Below are 24,420 nucleotides of genomic sequence, written 5' to 3'. Positions count from 1 at the left end.
GTTACCTCGATAGCTGATTGAGTTCTTGAGAGACGAGCGGGGTGCCCGCCAGGGGCAGGCGCAAGGTGAAGCAGGTGCCTTGGCCCAGGGTTGATTGCACTTCCATCTGACCCTTATGGTTGTTGGTGATGATGAAGTACGACACCGACAGGCCCAAACCGGTGCCCTGGCCAATTTCCTTGGTGGTGAAAAACGGTTCGAACGTACGCTTGCGCACGCTTTCGCTCATGCCGATGCCGTTGTCCTCCACCTGGATTTCCGCCCAGGGCGGATTGAGTCGGGTGCGCAGGATGATCCGCCCCGGCTCGCGGTCGTCTTCGCGCTGGTGAATGGCCTGGGCGGCGTTTTTCAGCAGGTTGAGCAGCACCTGTTCCAGTTCGTTGGCCGTGCCAGGCACCGGGCCCAATGCAGGATCAAACTGGCGAATGATGGCCTGGCCCTTGAAGTCGAAACCGATCGCCAGGTCGAAGTCATTGCTGGCGATTTCCACCGCTTGATCGATCAGCGCCGGCAGGTCGCACGGGGCCATTTGCCGGGTGCTGCGGCGACTGAAACTGAGCATGTGGGTAACGATTTTCGCCGCCCGGGCGCCGGCCTGTTGAATACCATCGAGCAGTTGCGGCACTTCCCGTGCTTGCAGGTAGTCGTTGACCGTCGACAACTCGACGCCGACCTGTTCAGCCTGTTCGAGGTTCTTCGGCAGATCGGGAGACAGCCGTCGGCGAATGTTTTGCACGTTGTGCAGGATTGCCCCCAGCGGGTTGTTGATCTCATGGGCCATGCCGGCGGCGAGGCCGCCGACCGAGAGCATTTTCTCCGACTGCACCATCATCTCTTCCAGGGACAGTCGCTGGGTGATGTCGTCGATCCGGATCACCACGCCACGCCCGGCACCGCCCATCAGTGGGTAGAAGGTCAGGGCGTAATGCCGGGCGTCATCGTCCTTGACCCAGGTGACACGCTCGATCTTGGCCACCGTGTGCTGCTCGACAGTCTGCTTGAGTTGCGGAAGAAACGGCTTGAGCGGCTCGAAGGCGAGGAAAATCGGCTGATTCAGGGCTTCGTCCAGGCGGGTGCCGGAGAGGGCGCTGGCTTCCTGGTTCCATTGCGTCACGTACAGCTGTTCGTCGAGGGCGATCAGCGCGGACGGCATGGAGTCGATGATGCTGTTGAGGTAATTCTGGAATCCGGTGAGTTTTTTCTCGATCTTGCTGCGCACCTGGACTTCGAGTTCCAGTTTGCGATTGGTGTGGCGGGTTTCTTCGGCCAGGCCCTGTGCCTGGTCAAAAGCGGCCTGGGAGTCGTCCCGCGCCCGTTTGAGTTGCTGCTCCCGGGCCTCGATGCGCGAGAGCATGGTGTTGAAGGCTTCGGCGAGGCTGCCGATCTCATCGTGGTTGCCGCGGGAGGCGCGCAGGGCATAGTTTTCTTCCCGGGTCACTTGCCGGGACAGCTCTTCAAGTTGATGAATCGGCCTTGTGATCAGGCGTTTGATTTGCCGGGCGATCACCAGCCACAACAGTACACTGAAGATCAGGATGCCGAGGCTGGCTGTCAGGGTCCCGGTATAGAACGCCATTGGCAGTTCGCTGCTGGCCACCAGCAGTAGATGTCCGGAGGCGGCGCCCGGACGGGGCAGGGTGATCACCTGGTTGCTGCGAAACTCGGTGGCTTGCCAGGCTTCCATATGCCGATAACGCTCCGGCAGGTTCAGATGATCGCCATGTTGCAATTGCGCCAGGCGATCGCCCTTGCCGTCATACAAGGCGGCGGCACGCAGCGGTGAATAGCTGTTGAGTTCATCGAGCAGGCGCTGGGCGCTTTGCGGTGATGCCAGGGCTTCGGAGATCAGGCCCGGATTGGAGACCAGCCGGCCGATGGTTTGCAGAGCCTGGGGCGCCATGCTTTCCTGGGAGATGTAATACGCGGCACTGATAAAAGTCAGGTTGGCGACCAGCAGGACGGTGGTCAACAGCACCAACAGGGCGGCCAGCAGTTTCTGGCCGACAGGAAGGTTTTCAAGACGCTGGCGCAATGGCATCAGGTTTATCGCTACAAAGGAACAAGTGGCCAGCGTAGCCGCTGCTCAGTCGCTGGGCAATCCAAGGCTGTGCAGGCGGGCGATCAACCTGGACTCAAGCTGAGTGAGGTGCGGCAGGTTCAATTGATGGCGGGCGGCGACTTTGCAGGCATGGCCCAGCAGGTAGCTGATTTCGGTGCGGCGTCGGTGGCTGACATCCTGGTACATCGACGAGTAGTTGGCGGCGGTCGCATGGATCACCCGTTCGACTTCCTGTTGCAGGTTCTCGGCGGCAGCAGGCTGGCCACAACGTTCAAGCAGTTCGGTCAGTTCGCCGCAGAGGGTGGCGACTTCACAATGATGTTCCTGCAAACCGCCATTGCGACAATCGTGCAGCACCGTCAACGAATTGATCGCGCAATTGAGCGCCAGTTTGCGCCAAAGTCGGGTCAGGATTTCGGTGGTCCACTCGTGGGGAATGCCGGCAGCGTCCAGGTCATCCAGCCAGATCGGGGCGACGGGATGGCTGGCGTCCCCCAGCCAGGTGAACCCGTGACCGGCAAACACCACCCGCCAGTCGCCATCGCGAAAGGCACCTTCGGTGCTGGACGCATAAATGCAGCGCGCCTGGGGTACCTGCGCCGCCACGGCGTCCTGACTGCCGAGGCCATTCTGCAACAGAATCAGTTCCGCGCCGGGGGCCAGGCGGGGTGCCAATTGCGCCACGGCATGTTCAGCGTCGTAGGCTTTGCAGGCGACCAGCAGGCGCTGGATGGGCGCTTGGCTGTCGGGTGTTTCGGCAGGCACCGGATAATGCTGTGCTTCGCCGTGTTCGACCAGCGTCAGGCCGCCAACCGCCTCATACGCCTGCAAGCGCATGGCATCGCGCACAATCAGTCGCACCGGCACTCCGGCCCGGGCCAGGCGGGTGGCCCATAATGTGCCGAGACTGCCGGCGCCCAGAATATGCCAGGTGGTGGCCATCAGCTTTTTGCTCTGTTTAACGCGCGCATGGACGGCTCGCAGTGAATGATGGGAAAGACCCGTTATAATCAGCGCGGATTTTTACCGCAAGCCAGGCGTGCTTCATGGGTGCGCCTTTTATTTGGAGAGATTACATGCCGTCGTTCGACGTGGTATCCGAACTGGACAAACACGAAGTCACCAACGCGGTCGAGAACGCCGTCAAGGAGCTCGATCGTCGCTATGACCTGAAAGGTAAAGGCAGCTTCGAGTTCAAGGAAAAGGACCTGACCGTCAACCTGACTGCTGAAGCCGATTTCCAGCTTGAAGCGATGATTGAGATCCTCAAGCTCTGCCTGGTCAAGCGCAAGATCGATGTGCAGTGCCTTGAGGTCAAGGACGCTTTTGCTTCGGGCAAGCTGATGAAGCAGGAAGCCGTGCTCAAGGAAGGTATCGACAAAGAGCTGGCCAAGAAGATCGTCGCCCACATTAAAGACGCCAAGCTCAAGGTCCAGGCCGCCATTCAGGGCGAGCAAGTGCGCGTCACCGGCAAGAAGCGCGATGATCTGCAGGAAGCCATTGCGGCGCTGCGGGCCAAGGAATTCGGTATGCCGCTGCAGTTCAACAACTTCCGCGACTGACGTGGAACCTCTCGGCGTTTTCGGCGTCCGAGGCCCAAGCAACGGTAGAAACGATTGACCCCGGTGATAAGGGCTCGATCTTTTCTACCGTTTATTTTTCGCGTGCCGGATGGCCGGAAATCAGGAGAACGTAGATGGATTTGAATGCAGAAGTAGATAACCTGGTCAGGGTGTCCCAGGCCTGGATCCCGATGATCATGGAATACGGCAGCCGGGTGCTGCTGGCAGTGATCACCCTGGGCATCGGCTGGTGGTTGATCAACAAGGTCACGCAAAAACTCGGTGGCCTGATCGCGCTGCGTAACGCCGACCTGGCGCTGCAAGGCTTCATCAGTAGCCTGGCGAACATCATCCTCAAGATCCTGTTGATCGTCAGCGTGGCCTCGATGATTGGCGTGGAAACCACTTCGTTCGTGGCGGCAATCGGTGCGGCGGGTCTGGCCATTGGCCTGGCCTTGCAGGGCAGCCTGGCGAACTTCGCCGGTGGCGTGCTGATTCTGCTGTTCCGGCCTTTCCGTATCGGTGACTGGATCGAAGCCCAGGGTGTTGCCGGCACTGTCGACAGTATCCAGATCTTCCACACCGTGCTGCGCACTGGCGATAACAAAACCATCATCGTGCCAAACGGTAACCTCTCGAACGGCATCATCACCAATACCAACCGCCAGCCGACTCGCAAGGTGGTGTTTGATGTCGGTGTCGATTACGAAGCGGACTTGCAGAAGGCCCGTGAAGTGTTGTTGGAGCTGGCCAAGGATCCACGGGTATTGGCCGATCCGGCACCTCAAGCGGTGGTTTCTAATCTGGGTGACAGTTCGATCACTCTTTCGCTTCGAGTGTGGGTAAAGACGGCGGATTATTGGGACGTGATGTTCATGTTCAACGAACAATCCCGTGATCGTTTGAAAACAGCCGGTGTCGATGTCCCGTTCCCACAGCGGGTTATTCGCGTGGTTCAGGAATCCGCGGTGCAGTAAGCAACAAAAAAGGCCCATCCGAAGATGGGCCTTTTTTTATCGCAACGTACTAACTTTCGGCAATTACAGAACCGACAGCGGGTAGTCGACGATCAGACGGAACTCGTCAACGCTGCCTTCAAAGTCGTCGTCGTGGTTGGCGCGGTGCCATGCTTGACGAATACGGAAGGACAGATCTTTAGCTGGGCCAGTTTGAACGACGTACTTGGCTTCAACGTTGGTTTCGTGGTGCTTGCCATCTTCACCGTAGAAGCCGGTGTAGGCGCTGCCCGCTGGAGTGTTGGTACCGTCGATGTCCCAACCTTTCACGTAACGGGTCATGAAGCTCAGACCAGGTACGCCGTATTCGGCCATTTTCAGGTCGTAACGGACTTGTACCGATTTCTCGCCAGGGGCGTTGAAGTCAGAGTACTGGATGGAGTTGGCGAGGAAGATCGAGTCGCCACCGCGGTTGTTTTTACCCACGCCGACGTAGTCGAACGGAGTATCGCCATTCACTTTCTGGAAGCCCAGGGTGACGGTGTGCGCTTTCAGGAACGAGTAAGCAGCGGCCAGCGAGTAGGCGGTGTTGTTGATTTCGCCTGCTTTAGCGCTACCGGTGTCCCGGGTGTTGTAGATGTTACCGTCGAAGTTGATCGAGTTGTCGCCACCCAGTGCCAGGGTGTAGTTCGCGTTGGCGTAGTACTGGTTCCAGATGTCTTCCAGTTTAGCGCCGTACAGCGAAACGCTCAGGTCCGGGGTGATGCCGTACTTGCCACCGAGGTAGTCGATGGAGTTGGCTTGCACGCTGGCGTAGTTAGCCCACAGGTCGCCGTTACGGGCGTTGCTGTCCTGGCTGGTTGCCGAGTAGAAGTGGCCGCCTTCGAGGTCGAGATCTTTGACTTCACTGCTCTGCAGTTGGATACCGCTGGCAGTTTGGTGAAGGATACGGGAGCCGCCAACAGCGAACACTGGAGCAGTGCTTGGCTGCATGTCGCCGACTTTCAGCTCGGTCTTGGAGATGCGGAACTTGGCGGCAGCGCCGGCTTTGCCCTGGCTGTTGTTGACTTCGCCATCATTGCCAACGGTCATGTTGCCCGAGCCGGCATATTTGTCGGAGCCGTCCAGTTTAATGGCCAGTTGACCCCAAGCTTCAACGCCAACACCGATCAGACCTTGGGTGTAGCCCGAGCTGAACATGCCCTGGATCCCTTGGGTCCAGTCTCTGTCGTCGGTTGCGCCGTCTTTCTTGTTACGGTTGTAGTAGTAGTTGCGAACCAGCAAGTCCAGCTTGCTGTCTTCAACGAAACCTTTGGCTTCTGCCTGGTCGCTTACGAAAGGTGCGGCTACTGCCAACTGAGTACTGGCTGCTGCTGCAACTGCCAGTGCGATCATGCTCCACTTCATCACGCGCATCGTGATTTGCTCCTTTGGTTTTAGAAGAGTACTGCCGTCCCACCTGTTTTATTATCTGGGCGGCTCTTTCTTTTTGTGTCGGCGCAAACTTATATCACGCCGACAATGTTGGCGATACTTGCGCATCTAACCTTTCGGCATCTTTACGACCCTGTCGTAAACAGCTTGCTAGATGTCGCAAATTTACAGCCTGGATGCAACCGGGCCGACAACGTTAGTGCTGTTTTTTGGGGCTGGTGCATCGCTAAAAAGAGTCCCTGGTGAAACGTTTGAATCTCCATCGGGCTATCCTGCCACTGTTTTATTCAGTCTTGAGGCTCTCACTTCCAGCGATGCCTCATAGACGATGTGGGTGTGAATGCAACAAACGTGCACAAATCAGAAAAGTACCGGTGTTTTTTTTCTGATGGCTGCCTCACGCCGTAAAAGCCTCATAAAATCGGGGGGATCATCCTGTTGGCATTTGGGCTTGACGCCATTCCTTGCATCGTGTTGACCCTATTGTTACCGCCAGGTGACACCCAAAAACGTTACCGCTTCACCCCGCCAGTGAGTAATTGGCGGATGTTCGAAGCAATCAGCGTAGACGCACTGTGCGGTTTTGGTGCAAAAATTTTTTAACGCTGTACTGAATTCATACAGTTCGACGTTTTCCGACGTTTGAACGAATCGTTGTCTGTCGGTCATTTAAGCGGTTTTCCAGGCCGTGCTGGTGCCGTATTGGTGCGTTTTGGCGGTGGTTGTCACATCTCGGGGCGGATGCGTGGCCGCTTGTCGGTCCTGTGGGTAGGCTTGAACCGTGGTTCCTCGTGAAGGCGTCTGCGTTCGCAGGTATGCTGCCTTCCTGTCGCTTGGCGCGCGATCTCTATGGAGGGGCGCTAAGCTGAAAATGATGACCTGGCGGGAGTGCACGCAGTGTTCGCTTTAGATTCACGACTTCAACAAGACACCTTGCCGATCGGTGATTTCCCGCTATGTCGGTTGCTGTTGTCCAACGATTCGAACTATCCCTGGTTCATCCTGGTACCTCGTCGCGACGATATCAGCGAGATATTTCAGTTGGATGTCGCCGATCAGCAGCAGCTATGGCAGGAAACGACTGCGTTGGCAGAAACGCTCAAGGATTCGTTCGACGCGGACAAATTGAATGTCGCGGCGCTGGGTAATGTGGTCAGTCAGCTACATATGCATGTGATCGTGCGCAAAAGAGAGGACGCCGCCTGGCCGGCGCCGGTTTGGGGCAAGCACCCGGCCAGGCCTTACACGGCCGAGCAGATCGCCGTGATTCGCGAGCGGCTGCGTCTGGTATTGACCGATGACTTCACGTTTCTGGAGGGTTGAATCATGAGCCTGGAAGAACGCGTTACCGATCTGGAAAGCCAGTTGGCGTTTCAGGATGACACCATCCAGGCATTGAATGACGTGCTGGCGGCGCAGCAGCGGGCGGTTGAGCGCCTGCAGTTGCAAATGGCTGCATTGCTCAAGCGCCAGGAAGAAATGGCTGGTCAGTTCGAGGCTTTCGAGGAAGAGGCACCGCCGCCGCATTACTAATAGGCAGGCATTAAAAAACCGCGAACAGTCAGGCTGTCCGCGGTTTTTTTACGGCTTCGAATCAGCGTCGCGGCAGGGCGGCGATCACATCTTCGGCTTGCAGGCCTTTGTCACGATTCATGACGGAGAACTCCACGCGCTGGCCTTCGACCAGGACGCGGTGACCTTCGCCACGAATGGCCCGGAAGTGCACGAAGATATCGTCGCCGGAGTCACGGGAAATAAAGCCGAAGCCTTTGGAGGTGTTGAACCACTTGACGGTGCCGGTATCGCGGTTGCTCATGTCATAGCTCGGCGTGGCGGCGGCCGGAGACGATTTGTAGAAGCTGATTGCCAGATGAAGAACAACGGCGATCAGGGCTGCGACCAGGCTGAACAGTACGGCAGGTTGAGCGGCAATGACGGGCATCGGTGCGAGCAGCGTCAGGATTTGCAGAACCACAGCCAGGATCAGCAACGCGCTGACGAGGTTTTGCAATTGATGGCGCGGGCCTTTGTTCCAGTTGGGGATCACTGGAGCGAGGGTGAGGTTGAGCAGGCCGAACAAGGCCAGGTACAGCGCATCGGGTTGTTGCAGGTACGGTACGGCTTCGGTTCGCAGGCTAGGGATGAAGGACAACAGCAAGGCTGCTGCGCCCATTAGCAGGTGGACGATTTTCAACATTTTGAGTAACTCACGTTAAGACGGATCACAAGGAAGAGCTGATGAGGCACGGTTCGCTTCAGAACAATAAGAGGCGTTGAGCACGTACCCGATTATCAGCCTATGCGCAGTGCCCGGAAAATATGGGCGCCAGCGACACACTGCCTATTTAACAGCAAAGCTTGTGGCTACTCAAATCAAGGAGTCCAGCGGTGCATCGGGGGCAATTTGTCGCAGGTCAAGGTGGTATCCAGGGCAGAGGCGCGGCGACAGAATTGCCAGGACCGCAAATCCTTCGTCAACAGACTTTCGTGTCTGCTGTCGGACACTTATGTGCTTTATTTGAAGACTCATAATTTTTATTGGAGCATCACCGGCTCCATGTTTGACCGGTGAATGACGCCCTGCGGGTGCTGTTCGCGCGTTGTCCTTGCCCTCGCGAAAAACACCTGTTTATTGAGTGAATTTTCGCCAGTCAGAGTAGGGAAAGTTCGGGCGTAGGACGCTCTCCATGATCTGCCTTCAGTTGTTGGCTTCTCCTACGTGGATGGTCAAAAAGTCATCTGGATATAACTTTGCTCCCGCGGTTCTATAAGCGAACAAGCTCTTATGGAAACCAGGGATGGCAAAGGAGTGTCAACGGTATGTTTTATGAAAACAGTCGAAAGGAGGTCAGGATCGGTCCACTCAAGAACACAAGGATTGATCCGTTTGTCAGTGAGTTCGATATGGGGCTGGCTCAGCCCTTGTCCCGGTCGGTGCGCTTGAATGGCTTCGCGACCTGTTTGCGGCTTGAGCAGGTTTACTGGGACATTCTGGCTGAAATGGCCAAGGTTAATTGTTGCTCGGTCAGTGCATTGTTGTCTTACGTGGATCGCGAAGTGCATCTGCGTCATGGCGGGGTGAAGAATTTCACTGGGCTGGTGCGGGTGGTTTGCGTCGTTCACAGCCTCAAGGAAGGCGGTTGTGTGGCCATGGCTCCGTCCCGGCAGTGAAAGGGCAGCATGTCGATCTGTGCAGTCTTACGGCTGCACAGGCTGCATTTAATGGATATAATCCCGCTCTTTGCCGCAAAACCCAGCGTGCGCGGTAGCAATCTGATCGCCGAGACAACCCCCATGCCGATGTACGATTACCAATGTGCTTCCTGTGGTCATCAGTTGGAAGCCATTCAAAAGATCAGCGATGCACCGCTGGTCGACTGCCCTGCGTGCCAGGCAGCAGAGCTCAAGAAGATGCTGTCCATGCCGGGTTTCCGCCTCAGCGGTACCGGCTGGTACGAGACCGATTTCAAGACCGGATCCAAGAAGAACCTGGCTGGCGGCGACAAAGCTGACTAGGGCCCGGCCTCTGAGTTGTGACCTGAGTTGAACGACACGCGTGAGCTCTTGCATCATCCGGCAGCGGATATCGCAAGGCCTCCCACCGAATTTCGAATTACGAGAAGTGAAACCACGACCATGATGCGCAGCCATTATTGCGGCCAACTGAACGAAAGCCTGGAAGGCCAGGAAATTACCCTTTGCGGATGGGTCCACCGTCGCCGTGACCACGGTGGGGTGATTTTCCTCGATATCCGTGATCGTGACGGTCTGGCCCAGGTGGTGTTCGACCCGGACCGCGCTGAAACTTTCGCCGTCGCCGACCGTGTGCGCAGCGAGTACGTGGTTAAAGTGACCGGCAAGGTGCGCCTGCGTCCGGCCGGCGCCACCAACGCCAACATGGCGTCGGGCATGATCGAAGTGCTGGGTTACGAGCTGGAAGTGCTGAACGAAGCGGAAACCCCGCCGTTCCCGCTCAACGATTACTCCGACGTCGGCGAAGAAACCCGCCTGCGCTATCGCTTCCTCGATCTGCGTCGTCCGGAAATGGCCGAGAAACTGCGTCTGCGTTCGCGCATGACCACCAGTATCCGTCGCTACCTGGACGAGAACGGCTTCCTCGACGTCGAGACGCCGATCCTGACCCGTGCGACCCCGGAAGGCGCCCGCGATTACCTGGTGCCAAGCCGCACCCACGCCGGTTCGTTCTTCGCCTTGCCGCAATCGCCTCAGCTGTTCAAGCAGCTGTTGATGGTCGCCGGCTTCGATCGTTACTACCAGATCGCCAAATGCTTCCGCGACGAAGACCTGCGTGCCGACCGCCAGCCGGAATTCACCCAGATCGACATCGAGACCAGCTTCCTCAATGAAGAAGACATCATTGGCCTGACCGAAGGCATGATCCGCAACCTGTTCAAGGAAGTGCTGGGTCTGGAGTTCGGTGAGTTCCCGCACATGACCTTCGAAGAAGCCATGCGTCGTTACGGTTCCGACAAGCCGGACCTGCGTAACCCGCTGGAACTGGTTGACGTTGCCGACCAGCTCAAGGACGTTGAATTCAAGGTCTTCAGTGGCCCGGCCAACGACCCTAAATGCCGCGTGACTGCACTGCGCGTACCGGGCGGGGCGAGCATGCCGCGCAGCAAGATCGACGACTACACCAAGTTCGTCGGCATCTACGGTGCCAAGGGCCTGGCGTACATCAAGGTCAACGAGCGTGCCAAAGGCGTCGAAGGCCTGCAGTCGCCAATCGTCAAGAACATCCCTGAAGCTGCCCTGAACGTGATCCTCGATCGCGTGGGTGCGGTCGATGGCGACATCGTGTTCTTCGGTGCCGACAAGTTCAAGATCGTCAGCGAAGCCCTGGGTGCGCTGCGCATCAAGGTTGGTCACGACCTGAACCTGCTGACCTGTGAGTGGGCACCGATGTGGGTCGTCGACTTCCCGATGTTCGAAGAAAACGACGACGGCAGCTTCACTGCCTTGCACCACCCGTTCACCGCACCGAAGTGCACCCCGGAAGAGCTGGAAGCCAACCCGGCTACCGCGCTGTCCCGTGCCTACGACATGGTCCTGAACGGCACCGAGCTGGGTGGCGGTTCGATCCGTATCCACCGTAAAGAGATGCAGCAGACTGTGTTCCGTCTGCTGGGTATCGACGAAGCGGAACAGGAAGAGAAATTCGGCTTCCTGCTCGACGCGCTGAAATACGGCGCACCGCCGCACGGTGGCCTGGCCTTCGGCCTGGACCGTCTGGTGATGCTGATGACCGGCGCCCAGTCGATCCGTGAAGTGATCGCCTTCCCGAAAACCCAGAGCGCGGCGGATGTCATGACTCAGGCGCCGGGTCAGGTGGATGCCAAGGCATTGCGCGAATTGCACATTCGTCTGCGCGAAACGCCTAAGGCCGAGTAAGGCCGACCTGAAGGGCGCATCTTCGGATGCGCCTTTTCTTTATGGATAGGGTCGATATTTTTGTTTGCCGGCTGGCGCATCATGGCGTGGCGGGCAATGTTTCAAAGAGAATTCGGAGCGAGTTATGGCAGGTCATTCCAAGTGGGCGAACATCAAGCACCGCAAAGAACGTCAGGATGCCAAAAAGGGCAAGATTTTCACCAAGTGGATTCGTGAGCTGACCGTCGCTGCCCGTCAGGGTGGCGGTGACCCAGGCTCCAACCCGCGTCTGCGCCTCGCGCTGGACAAGGCCCTCGGTGCAAACATGAGTCGTGACATCATTGATCGCGCGGTGGCCCGTGGTGCCGGTGCTGCCGATACCGACGATATGGTTGAGCTGTCCTACGAAGGTTACGGCCCTGGCGGCGTGGCGGTGATGGTCGAGTGCATGACCGACAACCGAAACCGTACCGCGGCAGCTGTCCGCCATGCGTTCAGCAAGTGTGGCGGCAACCTCGGTACCGACGGTTCGGTTGCGTACCTGTTCGAGCGCAAGGGGCAGATTTCCTTCGCGCCCGGCGTCGATGAAGATGCGTTGATGGAAGCGGCCATGGAAGCCGATGCCGATGACGTCGTGACCAACGAAGACGGGTCCATCGACGTGTTTACATCGTTTGCCGGGTTCTATTCCGTGCGTAACGCCTTGGAAGCGGCCGGGTTCAAGGGCAATGACGCGGAAATCGTCATGTTGCCGACCACCAGCGCCGAGCTGGATCTGGAAGGCGCGGAAAAAGTCCTCAAGCTGATCGACATGCTCGAAGACCTGGATGATGTGCAGAACGTCTACTCCAACGCGGATATCCCGGAATCGGTGGCCCAGCAGCTAGGTTGAATGCTACGCCCTCGTAGGTGCTGGCTTGCCAGCGAAGACAGCCTGAAGACTTGCACAAGTTCAAGGGCCTCTTCGCTGGCAAGCCAGCTCCTACAGTTCCTTCGAATATTCGCATCAGCGTTGCAGGCGTTATGACTTTAATTCTTGGTATCGACCCCGGTTCGCGCATCACCGGTTATGGCGTGGTACGCGATACCGGTCGTGGCTGCGAGTACGTGGCTTCCGGTTGCATTCGCACCGGTGCCGGTGAGCTGCATGAGCGCTTGCAGATTGTCTATCGCGGGGTGCGGGAGATCATTCAGACCTACAAGCCTGTGACCATGGGTATCGAAAAGGTGTTCATGGCGCGCAACGCCGATTCCGCCCTGAAACTGGGGCAGGCCCGCGGTGCCGCCATCGTGGCGGGTGCGGAGGAAAGCCTGGAGATTGCCGAGTACACCGCGACGCAGGTCAAGCAGGCGGTGGTTGGCACGGGTGCCGCCAACAAGGAACAAGTGCAAATGATGGTCATGCACATGCTGAAACTGACCAGCAAACCGCAAATCGATGCCTCGGACGCCCTGGCCATTGCCATTTGCCATGCCCACACCCGTTCCAGTCTGTTACCCCATGGTCTGGGTTCGGCACGCAGTCGTGGCGGACGCTTGCGTCTCTGATAGCATCGGCAGTCAATTTTAGGAGGTGAGGGATTTGCGCCTGTTTTGTCGGCGCGCAATCCCTGCTCTGTCAGTCGCCGGCCTTGTGCTGGCCAACGCTCAAGGATCTGTAACGTGATTGGACGCTTGCGCGGCACACTGGCTGAGAAACAGCCGCCGCACCTGATTCTGGATGTAAACGGCCTGGGGTATGAGCTTGAAGTGCCCATGACCACGCTTTATCGCTTGCCGTCGGTCGGTGAGCCGCTGACATTGCATACCCATTTGGTCGTGCGCGAAGACGCGCAGTTACTCTATGGCTTCGCCGGCAAGCGCGAGCGAGACTTTTTTCGCGAGTTGATCCGTCTCAATGGTGTGGGGCCGAAACTGGCCCTGGCCTTGATGTCGAGCCTTGAAGTCGACGAACTGGTTCGTTGCGTGCAATCCCAGGACACTTCGGCGCTGACCAAGGTACCGGGCGTGGGCAAGAAAACCGCCGAACGCCTGTTGGTGGAGCTCAAGGATCGCTTCAAGGCGTGGGAAACAGTACCAGCCATGTTTGCCTTGGTGCCGAACCAGCCGGACGGGCCTGCGCCGGTCAATACCGCCGAGAACGATGCGGTCAGCGCGCTGATTTCCCTGGGCTACAAGCCGCAGGAAGCCAGCAAGGCGATTTCCGCGATCAAGGAGAAAGGCTTGAGCAGTGAAGACATGATTCGTCGCGCCCTGAAGGGAATGATCTAAGTGATTGAAGCTGATCGTCTGATCGCCGCCACGGGTGCTCCCCGTGACCGCGAGGAAGTCCAGGACCGGGCGATTCGTCCTGTCAGCCTGGCCGAATACATTGGCCAGCCGACGGTTCGCGAGCAAATGGAGTTGTTCATCCAGGCTGCCCGGGGGCGCAACGAGTCCCTGGACCACACCTTGATTTTCGGTCCTCCGGGATTGGGTAAAACCACCCTGGCCAACATCATCGCCCAGGAAATGGGTGTCTCGATCAAAAGCACTTCGGGGCCGGTCCTCGAGCGCCCGGGTGATCTGGCGGCGTTGCTGACCAATCTCGAGCCGCATGACGTGCTGTTTATCGATGAAATTCATCGCCTTTCGCCGATTGTCGAAGAGGTGCTGTACCCGGCCATGGAGGACTTCCAGCTCGACATCATGATCGGCGAAGGGCCGGCCGCGCGTTCGATCAAGCTCGATTTGCCGCCATTCACACTGGTCGGCGCCACCACGCGGGCGGGGATGCTGACCAATCCGCTGCGTGACCGTTTCGGGATCGTCCAGCGCCTGGAGTTCTACAGCAACGCCGATCTGTCGACGATTGTCAGCCGTTCGGCGAGCATTCTCGGATTGCCACTGGACCCGGAAGGCGCTTTCGAAATCGCCCGGCGTGCCCGTGGTACCCCGCGGATCGCCAACCGCTTGCTGCGCCGGGTGCGAGACTTTGCCGAAGTTCGCGCCAAAGGCCATATCACCAAGCCGATTGCCGATCTGGCCCTGAATCTGCTGGATGTCGATGAGCGTGGCTTTGATCACCAGGACCGTCGTCTGCTACTGACCATGATCGAGAAATTCGATGGCGGGCCGGTCGGGGTCGACAGTCTCGCCGCAGCCATCAGCGAAGAGCGCCACACCATTGAAGATGTGCTGGAACCCTATCTGATCCAGCAGGGCTACATCATGCGCACCCCGCGAGGGCGAGTGGTGACACGGCATGCGTACCTGCACTTCGGTTTAAACATTCCGTCACGATTGGGCGAGATGCCCGTGGTAGACGAGTTTCTCGATGCCGTGGACGATTAATTAACTTTTGCGCGCTGACTTTTCGGGCATTGTGCTGTCCCAGGACCGTACTTTTGCGAGAAAGCCGCAGAACAATGAAAAACAGTTGCCTGGCCGGATTGGCAACCCGAGGAGTAAGCACTAGAGTATGCGCGCGCAAAACGGGCTTGAGCCTTTCGCACATCGTTGTCGCGTTTATTACGAGGACACCGATGCGGGCGGCATCGTGTATTACGTCAATTACCTCAAGTTTATGGAACGGGCTCGAACCGAGCGGCTCCGAGAGCTGGGCTTTGCCCAATCGCAGCTGGCAGGGGAGGACCTGTTGTTCGTCGTGCATTCCAGCGAAGCGCGCTACCACGCGCCGGCGCGACTGGACGACGAGCTGCTGGTAAGCGCTGAAGTAATCGAATTGAACCGGGCCAGCCTGCGCTTCAAGCAGCAGGTCAGGCGGGCTACGGATAATGCACTGCTCTGTGAAGGGCAGTTTCTGGTGGCCTGTGTGCGCACTGAAAGTTTAAAACCCCGGGCCATTCCCGAAGCTCTACGAGCGGCCTTCGCCGACGTGAGCGGCGCGGGTACACACTCAAAGCAGGAGATAAAGCGTGGAAGCTAACGTCGTCGACCATTCCTCCATGTGGAGCCTGGTCAGCAATGCCAGTATCGTGGTGCAACTGGTAATGCTGACCCTGGTAGCCGCATCGGTGACCTCATGGATCATGATCTTTCAGCGCAGCAATCTGATACGTGCCGGTCGACGTGCCCTGGAGAGCTTTGAAGAGCGCTTCTGGTCGGGCATCGATCTGTCCAAACTCTACCGTCAGGCTGGGAGCAACCCGGACCCGGATTCGGGCGTCGAGCAGATCTTCCGTGCCGGCTTCAAGGAATTTTCCCGTCTGCGCCAGCAGCCAGGTGTTGACCCGGAAGCGGTCATGGAAGGCGTTGCCCGTGCCATGCGCGTAGCCATTTCCCGCGAAGAAGAAAAGCTCGAGCAGAGCCTGCCGTTCCTGGCCACCGTCGGCTCTGTCAGTCCGTACATCGGTCTGTTTGGTACCGTCTGGGGCATCATGAACTCCTTCCGCGGTCTGGCGACTGCCCAGCAAGCGACCCTGGCCACTGTGGCGCCAGGTATCGCCGAAGCCCTGATCGCCACCGCGATCGGCCTGTTCGCCGCCATCCCGGCCGTTATCGCTTACAACCGCTTCTCTGCTCGCAGCGAAACCCTGCTGAGCCGTTACTACACCTTCGCCGACGAATTCCAGGCGATCCTGCACCGCAAAGTGCACACCAGCGAAGAATAAGCAGGTAATTTCCAATGGCTTTAATCGCTCGAGCTCGACACAAGCGCAAGCCGGTCGCCGAGATGAACGTGGTGCCTTACATCGACGTGATGTTGGTGCTGCTGGTCATCTTCATGGTGACCGCGCCGATGCTCAATCAGGGCGTGAAAGTTGATCTGCCGAAGGTTTCCAGCGAAGCCTTGCCGCAGGACAACAACACCCAGGTCCTGACCATTTCGATCAAGGCTGACAAGACCTACTACTGGAACCTTGGCAGCGAAGTCGACACAGAGAAGCAACAAGATCGCGCCATGACCCTGCCGCAGATGACCGACGCGGTGACCAAGATCATTCGCGCCGGCAACGAAGGCGGCAAGCGTACCCAGGTCTTCATTCGTGGCGACAAGAGCGTCGACTACGGAGCGGTCATGGGTGCCATGGGCGGGTTGCAGAAAGCCGGGGTCGGTAATGTTGGCTTGATTACCGAGGCGCCCTGATGCAGCAACAGCGAGAGCCGTCCGCCTCGGAAAGCTACTTCTGGCCTAGTGTCTGGGCGATTGGCTTGCACGTGCTGGTGTTTGGCATGCTGTTCGTCAGTTTTGCCTTCACACCGGAGCTGCCGCCGGCCAAGCCGATTGTCCAGGCGACCTTGTACCAGCTGAAGTCCAAAAGTCAGGCAACCACCCAGACCAATCAGAAGATTGCGGGTGAGGCGAAGAAATCCGCCGCGCGCCAGACCGAAGAAGAGCAGTTGGAACAAAAGAAGGTCGAGCAGGAAGCGGTGAAGGCTGCGGAACAAAAGAAAGAAGAAGCGGCTCAAAAGGCCGAGGAAGCCAAGAAGGCCGACGAGTCCAAGAAAGCGGAAGAGGCGAAAAAGGCTGATGAAGCCAAGAAAGCCGACGACGCGAAAAAGGCCGCCGAAGCCAAGAAGGCAGAAGAGAAACAATTGGCTGATATAGCCAAGAAGAAAGCTGAAGAAGAAGCCAAGAAGGCTGCTGAAGAAGAGGCCAAGAAAGCGGCCGCTGAAGAAGCGAAGAAAAAGATCGTCGAAGACGCGAAGAAGAAAGCCGCGGAAGACGCCAAGAAGAAAGCTGAAGCTGAGGAGGCGAAGAAGAAAGTCGCCGAAGAAGCGAAGAAGAAAGCTGCTGCCGATGCTGCGAAGAAGAAATCGCAGGACGCGGCGAAAAAGTCCGCCGAAGACAAAAAGGCTCAGGCCCTGGCAGATTTGCTTTCCGACACGCCGCAGCGTCAGCAGGCCTTGGCCGATGAGCGAGGTGACGAAGTCGCCGGCAGTTTCGATGACCTGATTCGACTACGTGCAGCGGAAGGCTGGGCTCGTCCACCTTCGGCCCGCAAAGGCATGACGGTTCAGCTGCAAATCGGAATGTTGCCGGACGGTACGGTGACTTCGGTCAAGGTGCTCAAGTCCAGTGGCGACGGTCCGTTTGACGCTTCAGCCGTAGCGGCAGTGAAGAATATTGGACGTTTGACAGAAATGCAGGGAATGAAGCCGAGCGATTTTGCTCCGTATCGTTCATTCAAGATGACATTCACACCTGAGGATCTAGCCCCGTGAGAAACCTCCTTCGAGGAATGCTCGTCGTGATCTGCTGCATGGCAGGGATCGCGATGGCAGATGAGAAAAACATTCTGGTCACCAGCGGCAGTGATCGGGCCACCCCGATTGCAGTCGTGCCATTCGGCAATCAGGGCGGCAGCGTGTTGCCGGATGACATGGCTGAAATCATCGGTAACGACCTACGCAACTCGGGTTACTACTCGCCGATTCCAAAGCAGAACATGATCAGCCAGCCAAGCCAGGCCAGCGAAATCATCTTCCGTGACTTCAAGGCGCTGGGCGCCCAGTACGTCATGGTGGGCAGCATTGTTCCTGCGGGCGGTCGCCTGCAGGTGCAATATGCACTGTTCAACGTCGCTACCGAGCAGCAAGTGCTGACCGGCAGTGTGTCGGGTGGCGTCGATCAATTGCGCGACATGTCGCACTACATCGCCGACCAGTCGTTCGAAAAACTCACCGGTATCAAAGGTGCGTTTTCGACTCGCCTGCTGTACGTGACAGCCGAGCGTTTCTCCGAGAAGAACACTCGCTACACGCTGCAACGTTCCGACTATGACGGTGCCCGTGCCGTGACCCTGCTGCAATCGCGCGAGCCGATCCTGTCGCCACGTTTCGCGCCGGATGGCAAGCGCATCGCCTACGTTTCGTTCGAACAGAAGCGTCCACGGGTGTTCATGCAGAACATCGATACCGGTCGCCGTGAACAGATTACTAACTTCGAAGGCCTGAACGGCGCGCCAGCCTGGTCGCCGGACGGCAATCGCCTGGCGTTCGTGCTGTCGAAAGACGGCAACCCGGACATCTATGTCATGAACCTCGGTTCGCGTCAGATCACCCGTGTCACCAACGGTCCTGGTATCAACACCGAACCGTTCTGGGGCAAGGATGGCTCGACCATCTACTTCACGTCAGACCGTGGCGGCAAACCGCAGATCTATAAAACCAGCGTCGGTGGCGGCGGTGCCGAGCGAGTAACTTTCGTCGGTAACTACAACGCCAACCCCAAGTTGTCGGCGGACGAAAAGACCCTGGTGATGATTCACCGCCAGGACGGTTTTACCAATTTCAAAGTGGCGGCTCAGGATTTGCAGCGCGGTAGTGTAAAGATCCTCACTGATAGCACTCTGGACGAGTCGCCTACTGTTGCGCCCAACGGCACCATGGTAATCTACGCCACCCGCCAGCAGGGCCGGGGAGTCTTGATGCTCGTGTCCATCAATGGACGCGTAAGGCTCCCACTTCCTACCGCACAAGGCGAAGTCAGAGAACCTTCCTGGTCCCCTTTCCTGAACTGACGCGGCGCTATACGTTTTACTTAACACACTGGGGTTCATTAGGAGTTTCACGATGGAAATGCTGAAGTTTGGTAAATTTGCTGCGCTGGCTCTCGCCATGGCTGTAGCTGTAGGTTGCTCGTCCAAAGGCGGCGACAATGCCGGTGAAGGCGCAGTAGATCCAAACGCTGGTTACGGCGCAAACACTGGTGCAGTTGACGGCTCCCTGAGCGAAGAAGCTGCACTGCGCGCTATCACCACTTTCTACTTCGAATACGACAGTTCGGACCTGAAGCCAGAAGCCATGCGCGCTCTGGACGTTCACGCCAAAGACCTGAAAGCAAACGGCGCTCGCGTTGTTCTGGAAGGCAACACCGACGAACGTGGTACTCGTGAGTACAACATGGCACTGGGCGAGCGTCGTGCGAAAGCCGTTCAGCGCTACCTGGTACTGCAAGGTGTTTCCCCAGCTCAGCTGGAACTGGTTTCCTACGGCGAAGAGCGTCCAGTTGCTACCGGCAACGACGAGCAGTCCTGGGCTCAAAACCGTCGCGTCGAACTGCGTAAGTAATTCGTCATGCGAACGTGCCGTCGTGCTGTAACTGTTTTGGCTCTCAGTCTCGCACCGCTTGCGGTGTGGGCTGCGGTTCCTGTGGTCGAGGACAACTCCGGCTATAACAATAGCGGGAGTAGTTATCCGCCTGCGGGTTACGGTACGAACGGCGCCTATGCCGGGGGAGGGGTTTCGGCCCCTGTCTCGGCACAGGGCGAGCTGTTCAACCAACTGCAATCAATGCAGCAACAAATCGAGCGCCAGCAAGGTGCGATCGAAGTTCTGCAAAATGATGTAGCGCGCATGAAGCAAGAGAACCTGGAGCGATATCAGGATCTTGATCGGCGCATAGGATCGGGCGTTGCACCAGCCGCGACTCCAGAAAATTCTTCCACCGGTGGCGAATTGAATGCCCCTGGTGCAGCAGCAGGCGCAGCCGCGGGGGCGGCAGCCGCTCAGGCACCTGCCGCGGGTAGCGAACCGGCTGACCCGGCGAAGGAAAAGCTCTATTACGACGCTGCCTTCGACCTGATCAAAGCCAAGGATTTCGACAAGGCCAGCCAGGCTTTCTCCGCATTCCTGCGCAAATACCCGAATAGCCAATACGCGGGCAATGCCCAGTACTGGTTGGGCGAAGTGAACCTGGCCAAAGGCGATCTGCAAGGTGCAGGTCAGGCATTTGCCAAGGTTTCGCAGCTCTATCCCAAGCACGCCAAGGTGCCTGATTCGCTGTACAAGCTCGCTGATGTAGAGCGTCGCCTCGGTCATACCGACCGGGTCAAAGGCATTTTGCAGCAGGTGGTTTCCCAATATCCGGGCACTTCCGCCGCTCAGTTGGCCCAGCGCGATCTGCAGAAAATGTAAGCCTGCTTGACCCGTTTCAAAGAAACCCGCGCTTGTCGCGGGTTTTTTCGTTAGAATTCACACCCTTTTTCTGAAACACGCTTTTTGGGATCTGCGCATTGCCGGGGTTCCTTGAAGTGCCTGACGGAGGCGGACAGCCTGTTTAGCTGTTACGCCCGTGGCGACTATGCAAGACACATTGAGAATCACCGAAGTTTTCTACTCGTTGCAGGGTGAAACTCGGACTGCCGGCCTGCCCACGGTTTTTGTGCGCCTGACCGGTTGCCCGTTGCGTTGCCAATACTGCGACAGCGCCTACGCGTTCACCGGCGGGACCATTCGCACGCTCGACGATATCCTCGAGCAAGTGGCCGGATTCCGCCCGCGTTATGTCTGCGTTACGGGCGGCGAGCCCCTGGCGCAACCCAATGCCATTCCTTTGCTCAAGCGGTTGTGTGATGCCGGTTACGAAGTGTCGCTGGAAACCAGTGGTTCGCTCGATATATCGGCTGTAGATCCTCGGGTCAGTCGCGTCGTCGACCTGAAAACCCCGGGCTCTAAAGAAGCGCATCGCAATCGTTACGAAAACATTGAACTGCTCACGCCCAACGATCAGGTGAAATTTGTCATCTGCTCGCGGGAAGACTATGACTGGTCTGTTTCCAAGCTGATTCAATATGGTCTGGACCAGCGCGCTGGTGAGGTTCTGTTCTCGCCAAGCCATCACGACCTCAATGCTCGGGATCTGGCCGACTGGGTGGTAGCGGACAACCTGCCAGTACGTTTGCAACTGCAGCTGCATAAATATCTTTGGAATGATGAGCCGGGGCGCTGAAATGACGGAACAACTGAACACTGCGGAAAAACGTGCGGTCATCCTGCTGTCCGGTGGCCTGGATTCGGCCACTGTCGTCGCCATGGCACGTGCCGAAGGTTACAGCTGCTACACCATGAGCTTCGATTATGGTCAGCGTTCTCACGCCGAACTGTACGCTGCCGAACGTGTTGCCCGTGACTTGGGTGTCGTGGAACACAAGGTAATCGGCCTCAACCTGAACGGAATGGGGGGCTCGGCGCTGACTGATAGCAGCATCGATATTCCGGAAGAGTTGGGTGAGGGCATTCCGGTCACTTATGTGCCTGCGCGCAACACGGTATTCCTGTCCCTGGCACTCGGCTGGGCTGAAGTGCTGGGCGCACGGGACATCTTCATCGGCGTCAATGCCGTGGATTACTCCGGCTACCCGGACTGCCGTCCCGAATTCATCGAGTCGTTCGAGCGCATGGCGAATCTGGCGACCAAAGCGGGTGTGGAAGGCAATGGCTTCCGTATCCAGGCACCGCTGCAAAACCTCAGCAAGGCGCAGATCGTTCAGGCAGGTGTGAAGCTTGGGGTCAATTACGGCCTGACCGTTTCCTGCTATCAGGCCGACGATAACGGCCGTGCCTGCGGCAAATGCGATAGCTGCCGTCTGCGTGCTGAAGGCTTTGCGGCGGCCGGAATCAGCGACCCAACACCTTATTTTTGATTTATTTCAAAATAGGTGTTGAATAGTCCTTAAAAATCAGTATTATACGCGCCACCACACAGCGGGTCGTTAGCTCAGTTGGTAGAGCAGTTGGCTTTTAACCAATTGGTCGTAGGTTCGAATCCCACACGACCCACCATTTTCAAGCTGTTTTAAAAGTCTGGAAGGCCCACGAAAGTGAGGATTTCCGGATTTTTTTTTGCCCGCGATTTAACTCCGCCCGGTTCTTGGGCAGCACTGCACGACACAGGTCAGAATCATCTTTTGCATCCACGGGATATTCTGTAGCCTTGCGCAGCTTCAACGCTGTCCGTGCCTGATGAATACTCACTTTCCCGGCGGTACCCTGATGGGTCCGGAGCCGGGTGTATACTCGACTTTCGCGCGAATGCGCCTGCAGGTCTTGCGAACATGACGCAGATTTCCGAACGCCTTCTGGTTCAAGCCCACCTCGACGCCAAGCAGCCCAAGCCGCTGACAGCCGACGAAGAGGCCTATTACCGCGCCGCCATCGCTGCCGAGCTCAAGGCTCAAGACGCGGTGCTGGTCGCCCACTTCTATTGCGATCCGATCATTCAGGCCCTGGCCGAAGAAACCGGTGGTTGCGTCTCCGACTCGCTGGAGATGGCCCGCTTCGGTAATGCACATCCGGCCAAGACCGTGGTGGTCGCCGGTGTGAAGTTCATGGGCGAAACCGCCAAGATCCTCAATCCCGAAAAACGCATCCTGATGCCGACGCTGGAGGCGACGTGCTCGTTGGACCTGGGTTGCCCGGTCGACGAGTTTTCCGCGTTCTGCGACCAGCATCCCGAGCGCACGGTGGTGGTCTATGCCAATACGTCGGCGGCGGTGAAGGCACGGGCGGATTGGGTGGTGACTTCGAGCTGCGCGCTGGAGATCGTCGAAAGCCTGATGGATAACGGCGAAACCATTATCTGGGGGCCGGACAAGCATCTGGGCACCTACATTCAACGCCAGACCGGTGCCGACATGCTGCTGTGGGACGGTGCCTGCATCGTTCACGAAGAGTTCAAGTCCAAGCAGCTCGAAGACATGAAGGCGCTGTATCCCGATGCCGCGATCCTGGTGCACCCGGAATCGCCGACATCCGTGATCGAACTGGCAGACGCTGTCGGCTCCACCAGTCAGCTCATTGCGGCGGCGCAGAGTCTGCCGAACAAGACCCTGATCGTCGCCACCGACCGCGGCATTTTCTACAAGATGCAGCAGTTGTGCCCGGACAAGGTGTTTATCGAAGCGCCTACGGCCGGTAACGGTGCCGCATGCCGCAGTTGCGCGCACTGTCCGTGGATGGCGATGAACACCCTTGAGCGCACGCTCAAGAGCTTGAAGGAGGGGGCGAATGAGATCTTTGTCGATCCTGCGCTGGTTCCTCAGGCGATTCGACCGCTCAAGCGCATGCTGGACTTTACCCAGGCTGCACGGATGAAGTTGGCGGGTAACGCCTGAGATTTGTCAGCGAGTAGCAAACTGTGGGAGCGAGCCTACTCGCGATAGCGGTCTGTCAGTCACATGCGTGTTGACTGATAAGCCATCATCGCGAGCAGGCTCGCTCCCACAGTGATTTTTGTACGGCTGAATTACTTGGTCTTCTTTGGGATGCGAACAAGCTGCGTGTTGGAATACATGTCGTGCCAGCTGCGGTTCTGCTTGTCGAACAGCGACCAGAAGAACCCCAGGCCAACGCACAGTAGCGAGGCGATCGACACCACGAAACGCAACAGCGCTTGCCACAGGCTGATGGAGGAGCCGTCGGCGTTCTGCACACGGATGCACCAGACCTGCATGCCCAGGGTCTGGCCGGACCAGGTCCAGAATTTGGCGAAAAAGCCAAACAGCACGAACAGAAGCACCGTCGAGAGTAGCGGGTCGCCATCGAGCGCCCCGGCCTCTGTGAGCGTGCGCATTTTGTCTTCGCCGATGATTGCCATCTGGATCATTTTGTAAATGCCGCTGGTGACGATCAGCAGGGCGGTGCACAGCAGGAAGTCATAGAACATCGCGGCCAGACGACGACCCAGGCCAGCGGCAGGAAATTCGCCCTGGGGGTTAAGCAGGTGTTTCGACATGGCGGCTCTCGGCGAAAAAAGAAACCATTTTACGGATTTGCGCGCACAAAAAAGCCCCTGATGTCAGCATCAGGGGCTTTTTCGTAACAGAAGATTAGGCTTCTGCTTGTACTTCGTCAGCCTGCATGCCTTTCTGGCCTTGCACGGCGATGAAGGTCACTTTCTGGCCTTCTTTCAGGCTCTTGAAACCGTTGCCCTGAATAGCGCGGAAATGTACGAACAGATCCGGACCGCTTTCTGGAGTGATAAAACCAAAACCTTTCTCGTCGTTAAACCACTTGACGGTACCGCTCTGACGTTGGGACATTTCTTATTTCCTTTGACGCTAAAATTAATGACAGTCTCCTTCTCATGAAAGAGTACTGGGGCTGGTTGCAGGAGAGTAAGAAGACGTCGAACGGGATGTAGCTAACTTGTAGGCTACTGCCCAGGTCACGATTCCAAGCGACCCATGCAAACACAGTGAACAAACTCTACGCCAACTATGGGAGAAAAAACAAGCCCCTGCCAAGCCCCGGATTTCCTCAGGTTGCTGGCAGTTTGTCGGCCCATGGTGGC

Annotated in this window: 27 protein-coding genes and 1 tRNA gene; 22 read left to right on the top strand and 6 right to left on the bottom strand. The window is 57.6% G+C overall.

Annotation, left to right across the window (positions count from 1 at the left end):
• Position 1: 1 nt before the first annotated feature.
• Together GPL81_RS07700 and GPL81_RS07695 are read right to left on the bottom strand one after the other, a co-directional pair.
• A complete protein-coding gene (locus GPL81_RS07700; protein ID WP_160106272.1) occupies positions 2 to 2,038 on the bottom strand; it encodes a sensor histidine kinase in 2,037 nt (678 codons plus the stop codon).
• A gap of 45 nt (positions 2,039 to 2,083) precedes the next feature.
• Entirely contained in the window at positions 2,084 to 3,001 is a 918-nt protein-coding gene (locus GPL81_RS07695; protein ID WP_160106270.1) for a putative 2-dehydropantoate 2-reductase, read from the bottom strand.
• Positions 3,002 to 3,135: 134 nt separating this feature from the next.
• Here GPL81_RS07695 and GPL81_RS07690 point away from each other — a divergent pair, with 134 nt between their 5' ends.
• Positions 3,136 to 3,621 carry a YajQ family cyclic di-GMP-binding protein gene (locus GPL81_RS07690; RefSeq protein WP_096509333.1) on the top strand — a complete coding sequence of 162 codons (486 nt, stop codon included), beginning with the start codon at positions 3,136 to 3,138 and terminating at the stop codon, positions 3,619 to 3,621.
• 134 nt (positions 3,622 to 3,755) lie between these two features.
• Positions 3,756 to 4,598, top strand: a complete 843-nt coding sequence (locus GPL81_RS07685) for a mechanosensitive ion channel family protein (protein WP_160106268.1) — start codon at positions 3,756 to 3,758, stop codon at positions 4,596 to 4,598.
• A gap of 63 nt (positions 4,599 to 4,661) precedes the next feature.
• On the opposite strand, the gene GPL81_RS07680 is transcribed toward GPL81_RS07685, so the two are convergent.
• Positions 4,662 to 5,993: an OprD family porin gene (locus GPL81_RS07680; RefSeq protein ID WP_160106266.1), complete on the bottom strand. Its 1,332-nt coding sequence runs from the start codon at positions 5,991 to 5,993 to the stop codon at positions 4,662 to 4,664.
• A gap of 915 nt (positions 5,994 to 6,908) precedes the next feature.
• Here GPL81_RS07680 and GPL81_RS07675 point away from each other — a divergent pair.
• Entirely contained in the window at positions 6,909 to 7,334 is a 426-nt protein-coding gene (locus GPL81_RS07675; protein WP_160106264.1) for an HIT family protein, read from the top strand.
• A 3-nt stretch (positions 7,335 to 7,337) separates the two neighbouring features.
• On the top strand, positions 7,338 to 7,544 hold the full coding sequence (locus GPL81_RS07670) for a SlyX family protein (RefSeq protein WP_095193165.1): 207 nt from the start codon (positions 7,338 to 7,340) through the stop codon (positions 7,542 to 7,544).
• 61 nt (positions 7,545 to 7,605) lie between these two features.
• On the opposite strand, the gene GPL81_RS31700 is transcribed toward GPL81_RS07670, so the two are convergent.
• Positions 7,606 to 8,208, bottom strand: a complete 603-nt coding sequence (locus GPL81_RS31700) for a cold-shock protein (RefSeq protein WP_121104632.1) — start codon at positions 8,206 to 8,208, stop codon at positions 7,606 to 7,608.
• 623 nt (positions 8,209 to 8,831) lie between these two features.
• Between GPL81_RS31700 and GPL81_RS07655 the strand changes: the two genes are divergently transcribed.
• The 18 genes from GPL81_RS07655 to nadA all read left to right on the top strand — a co-directional run bounded on the left by GPL81_RS07655 (position 8,832) and on the right by nadA (position 23,242).
• Positions 8,832 to 9,182, top strand: coding sequence for a ribbon-helix-helix domain-containing protein (locus GPL81_RS07655; protein WP_160106260.1), 351 nt, complete (start codon positions 8,832 to 8,834; stop codon positions 9,180 to 9,182).
• A gap of 123 nt (positions 9,183 to 9,305) precedes the next feature.
• Entirely contained in the window at positions 9,306 to 9,527 is a 222-nt protein-coding gene (locus tag GPL81_RS07650; RefSeq protein ID WP_096515216.1) for an FmdB family zinc ribbon protein, read from the top strand.
• Between the two features lie 120 nt (positions 9,528 to 9,647).
• A complete protein-coding gene (aspS, locus tag GPL81_RS07645) occupies positions 9,648 to 11,423 on the top strand; it encodes an aspartate--tRNA ligase (protein ID WP_160106258.1) in 1,776 nt (591 codons plus the stop codon).
• A 124-nt stretch (positions 11,424 to 11,547) separates the two neighbouring features.
• On the top strand, positions 11,548 to 12,294 hold the full coding sequence (locus tag GPL81_RS07640; protein ID WP_160106257.1) for a YebC/PmpR family DNA-binding transcriptional regulator: 747 nt from the start codon (positions 11,548 to 11,550) through the stop codon (positions 12,292 to 12,294).
• Positions 12,295 to 12,425: 131 nt separating this feature from the next.
• Positions 12,426 to 12,950 carry a crossover junction endodeoxyribonuclease RuvC gene (gene ruvC / locus GPL81_RS07635; protein WP_096509342.1) on the top strand — a complete coding sequence of 175 codons (525 nt, stop codon included), beginning with the start codon at positions 12,426 to 12,428 and terminating at the stop codon, positions 12,948 to 12,950.
• 114 nt (positions 12,951 to 13,064) lie between these two features.
• Entirely contained in the window at positions 13,065 to 13,673 is a 609-nt protein-coding gene (ruvA, locus tag GPL81_RS07630) for a Holliday junction branch migration protein RuvA (protein WP_096509343.1), read from the top strand.
• A complete protein-coding gene (gene ruvB / locus GPL81_RS07625; RefSeq protein WP_096509344.1) occupies positions 13,674 to 14,735 on the top strand; it encodes a Holliday junction branch migration DNA helicase RuvB in 1,062 nt (353 codons plus the stop codon).
• A gap of 127 nt (positions 14,736 to 14,862) precedes the next feature.
• Positions 14,863 to 15,330 (top strand): tol-pal system-associated acyl-CoA thioesterase, encoded by a 468-nt coding sequence (gene ybgC / locus GPL81_RS07620; protein ID WP_095193174.1) that lies wholly within the window; start codon positions 14,863 to 14,865, stop codon positions 15,328 to 15,330.
• Positions 15,320 to 16,015, top strand: a complete 696-nt coding sequence (gene tolQ / locus GPL81_RS07615; protein WP_060539647.1) for a protein TolQ — start codon at positions 15,320 to 15,322, stop codon at positions 16,013 to 16,015. Before ybgC ends, tolQ begins: the two co-directional genes overlap by 11 nt.
• A 23-nt stretch (positions 16,016 to 16,038) precedes the next feature.
• Positions 16,039 to 16,491 carry a protein TolR gene (gene tolR, locus GPL81_RS07610; protein WP_172901655.1) on the top strand — a complete coding sequence of 151 codons (453 nt, stop codon included), beginning with the start codon at positions 16,039 to 16,041 and terminating at the stop codon, positions 16,489 to 16,491.
• On the top strand, positions 16,491 to 17,570 hold the full coding sequence (tolA, locus tag GPL81_RS07605) for a cell envelope integrity protein TolA (protein WP_096509346.1): 1,080 nt from the start codon (positions 16,491 to 16,493) through the stop codon (positions 17,568 to 17,570). Before tolR ends, tolA begins: the two co-directional genes overlap by 1 nt.
• Positions 17,571 to 17,587: 17 nt before the next feature.
• Entirely contained in the window at positions 17,588 to 18,868 is a 1,281-nt protein-coding gene (tolB, locus tag GPL81_RS07600) for a Tol-Pal system beta propeller repeat protein TolB (RefSeq protein ID WP_172901656.1), read from the top strand.
• Positions 18,869 to 18,920: 52 nt separating this feature from the next.
• Positions 18,921 to 19,418: a peptidoglycan-associated lipoprotein Pal gene (gene pal, locus GPL81_RS07595; protein ID WP_003178634.1), complete on the top strand. Its 498-nt coding sequence runs from the start codon at positions 18,921 to 18,923 to the stop codon at positions 19,416 to 19,418.
• Between the two features lie 6 nt (positions 19,419 to 19,424).
• Positions 19,425 to 20,264 (top strand): tol-pal system protein YbgF, encoded by an 840-nt coding sequence (gene ybgF, locus GPL81_RS07590; RefSeq protein WP_160106255.1) that lies wholly within the window; start codon positions 19,425 to 19,427, stop codon positions 20,262 to 20,264.
• A 166-nt stretch (positions 20,265 to 20,430) separates the two neighbouring features.
• The gene (gene queE, locus GPL81_RS07585) at positions 20,431 to 21,078 is read left to right on the top strand and encodes a 7-carboxy-7-deazaguanine synthase QueE (protein WP_096509349.1); all 648 of its coding nucleotides are present in this window, start codon (positions 20,431 to 20,433) and stop codon (positions 21,076 to 21,078) included.
• A gap of 1 nt (position 21,079) precedes the next feature.
• Complete coding sequence (queC, locus tag GPL81_RS07580) at positions 21,080 to 21,772, top strand: 7-cyano-7-deazaguanine synthase QueC (protein WP_096509350.1); 693 nt, start codon at positions 21,080 to 21,082, stop codon at positions 21,770 to 21,772.
• A 63-nt stretch (positions 21,773 to 21,835) separates the two neighbouring features.
• A tRNA-Lys gene (locus GPL81_RS07575) sits at positions 21,836 to 21,911 on the top strand.
• Positions 21,912 to 22,183: 272 nt separating this feature from the next.
• Positions 22,184 to 23,242, top strand: a complete 1,059-nt coding sequence (gene nadA / locus GPL81_RS07570) for a quinolinate synthase NadA (protein WP_096509351.1) — start codon at positions 22,184 to 22,186, stop codon at positions 23,240 to 23,242.
• A gap of 131 nt (positions 23,243 to 23,373) precedes the next feature.
• Here nadA and GPL81_RS07565 read toward each other — a convergent pair whose 3' ends face one another.
• Both GPL81_RS07565 and GPL81_RS07560 read right to left on the bottom strand, forming a co-directional pair.
• Positions 23,374 to 23,862 (bottom strand): RDD family protein, encoded by a 489-nt coding sequence (locus tag GPL81_RS07565; RefSeq protein ID WP_160106253.1) that lies wholly within the window; start codon positions 23,860 to 23,862, stop codon positions 23,374 to 23,376.
• 94 nt (positions 23,863 to 23,956) lie between these two features.
• On the bottom strand, positions 23,957 to 24,169 hold the full coding sequence (locus GPL81_RS07560; protein WP_007977299.1) for a cold-shock protein: 213 nt from the start codon (positions 24,167 to 24,169) through the stop codon (positions 23,957 to 23,959).
• Between the last annotated feature and the right edge of the window lie 251 nt (positions 24,170 to 24,420).

The sequence above is a fragment of the Pseudomonas izuensis genome, from assembly GCF_009861505.1.
Lineage (GTDB): Bacteria > Pseudomonadota > Gammaproteobacteria > Pseudomonadales > Pseudomonadaceae > Aquipseudomonas > Aquipseudomonas izuensis.
The sequence above is the reverse complement of the archived record's forward strand: the minus strand, read 5'-3'. Positions and strand labels throughout refer to the sequence as shown.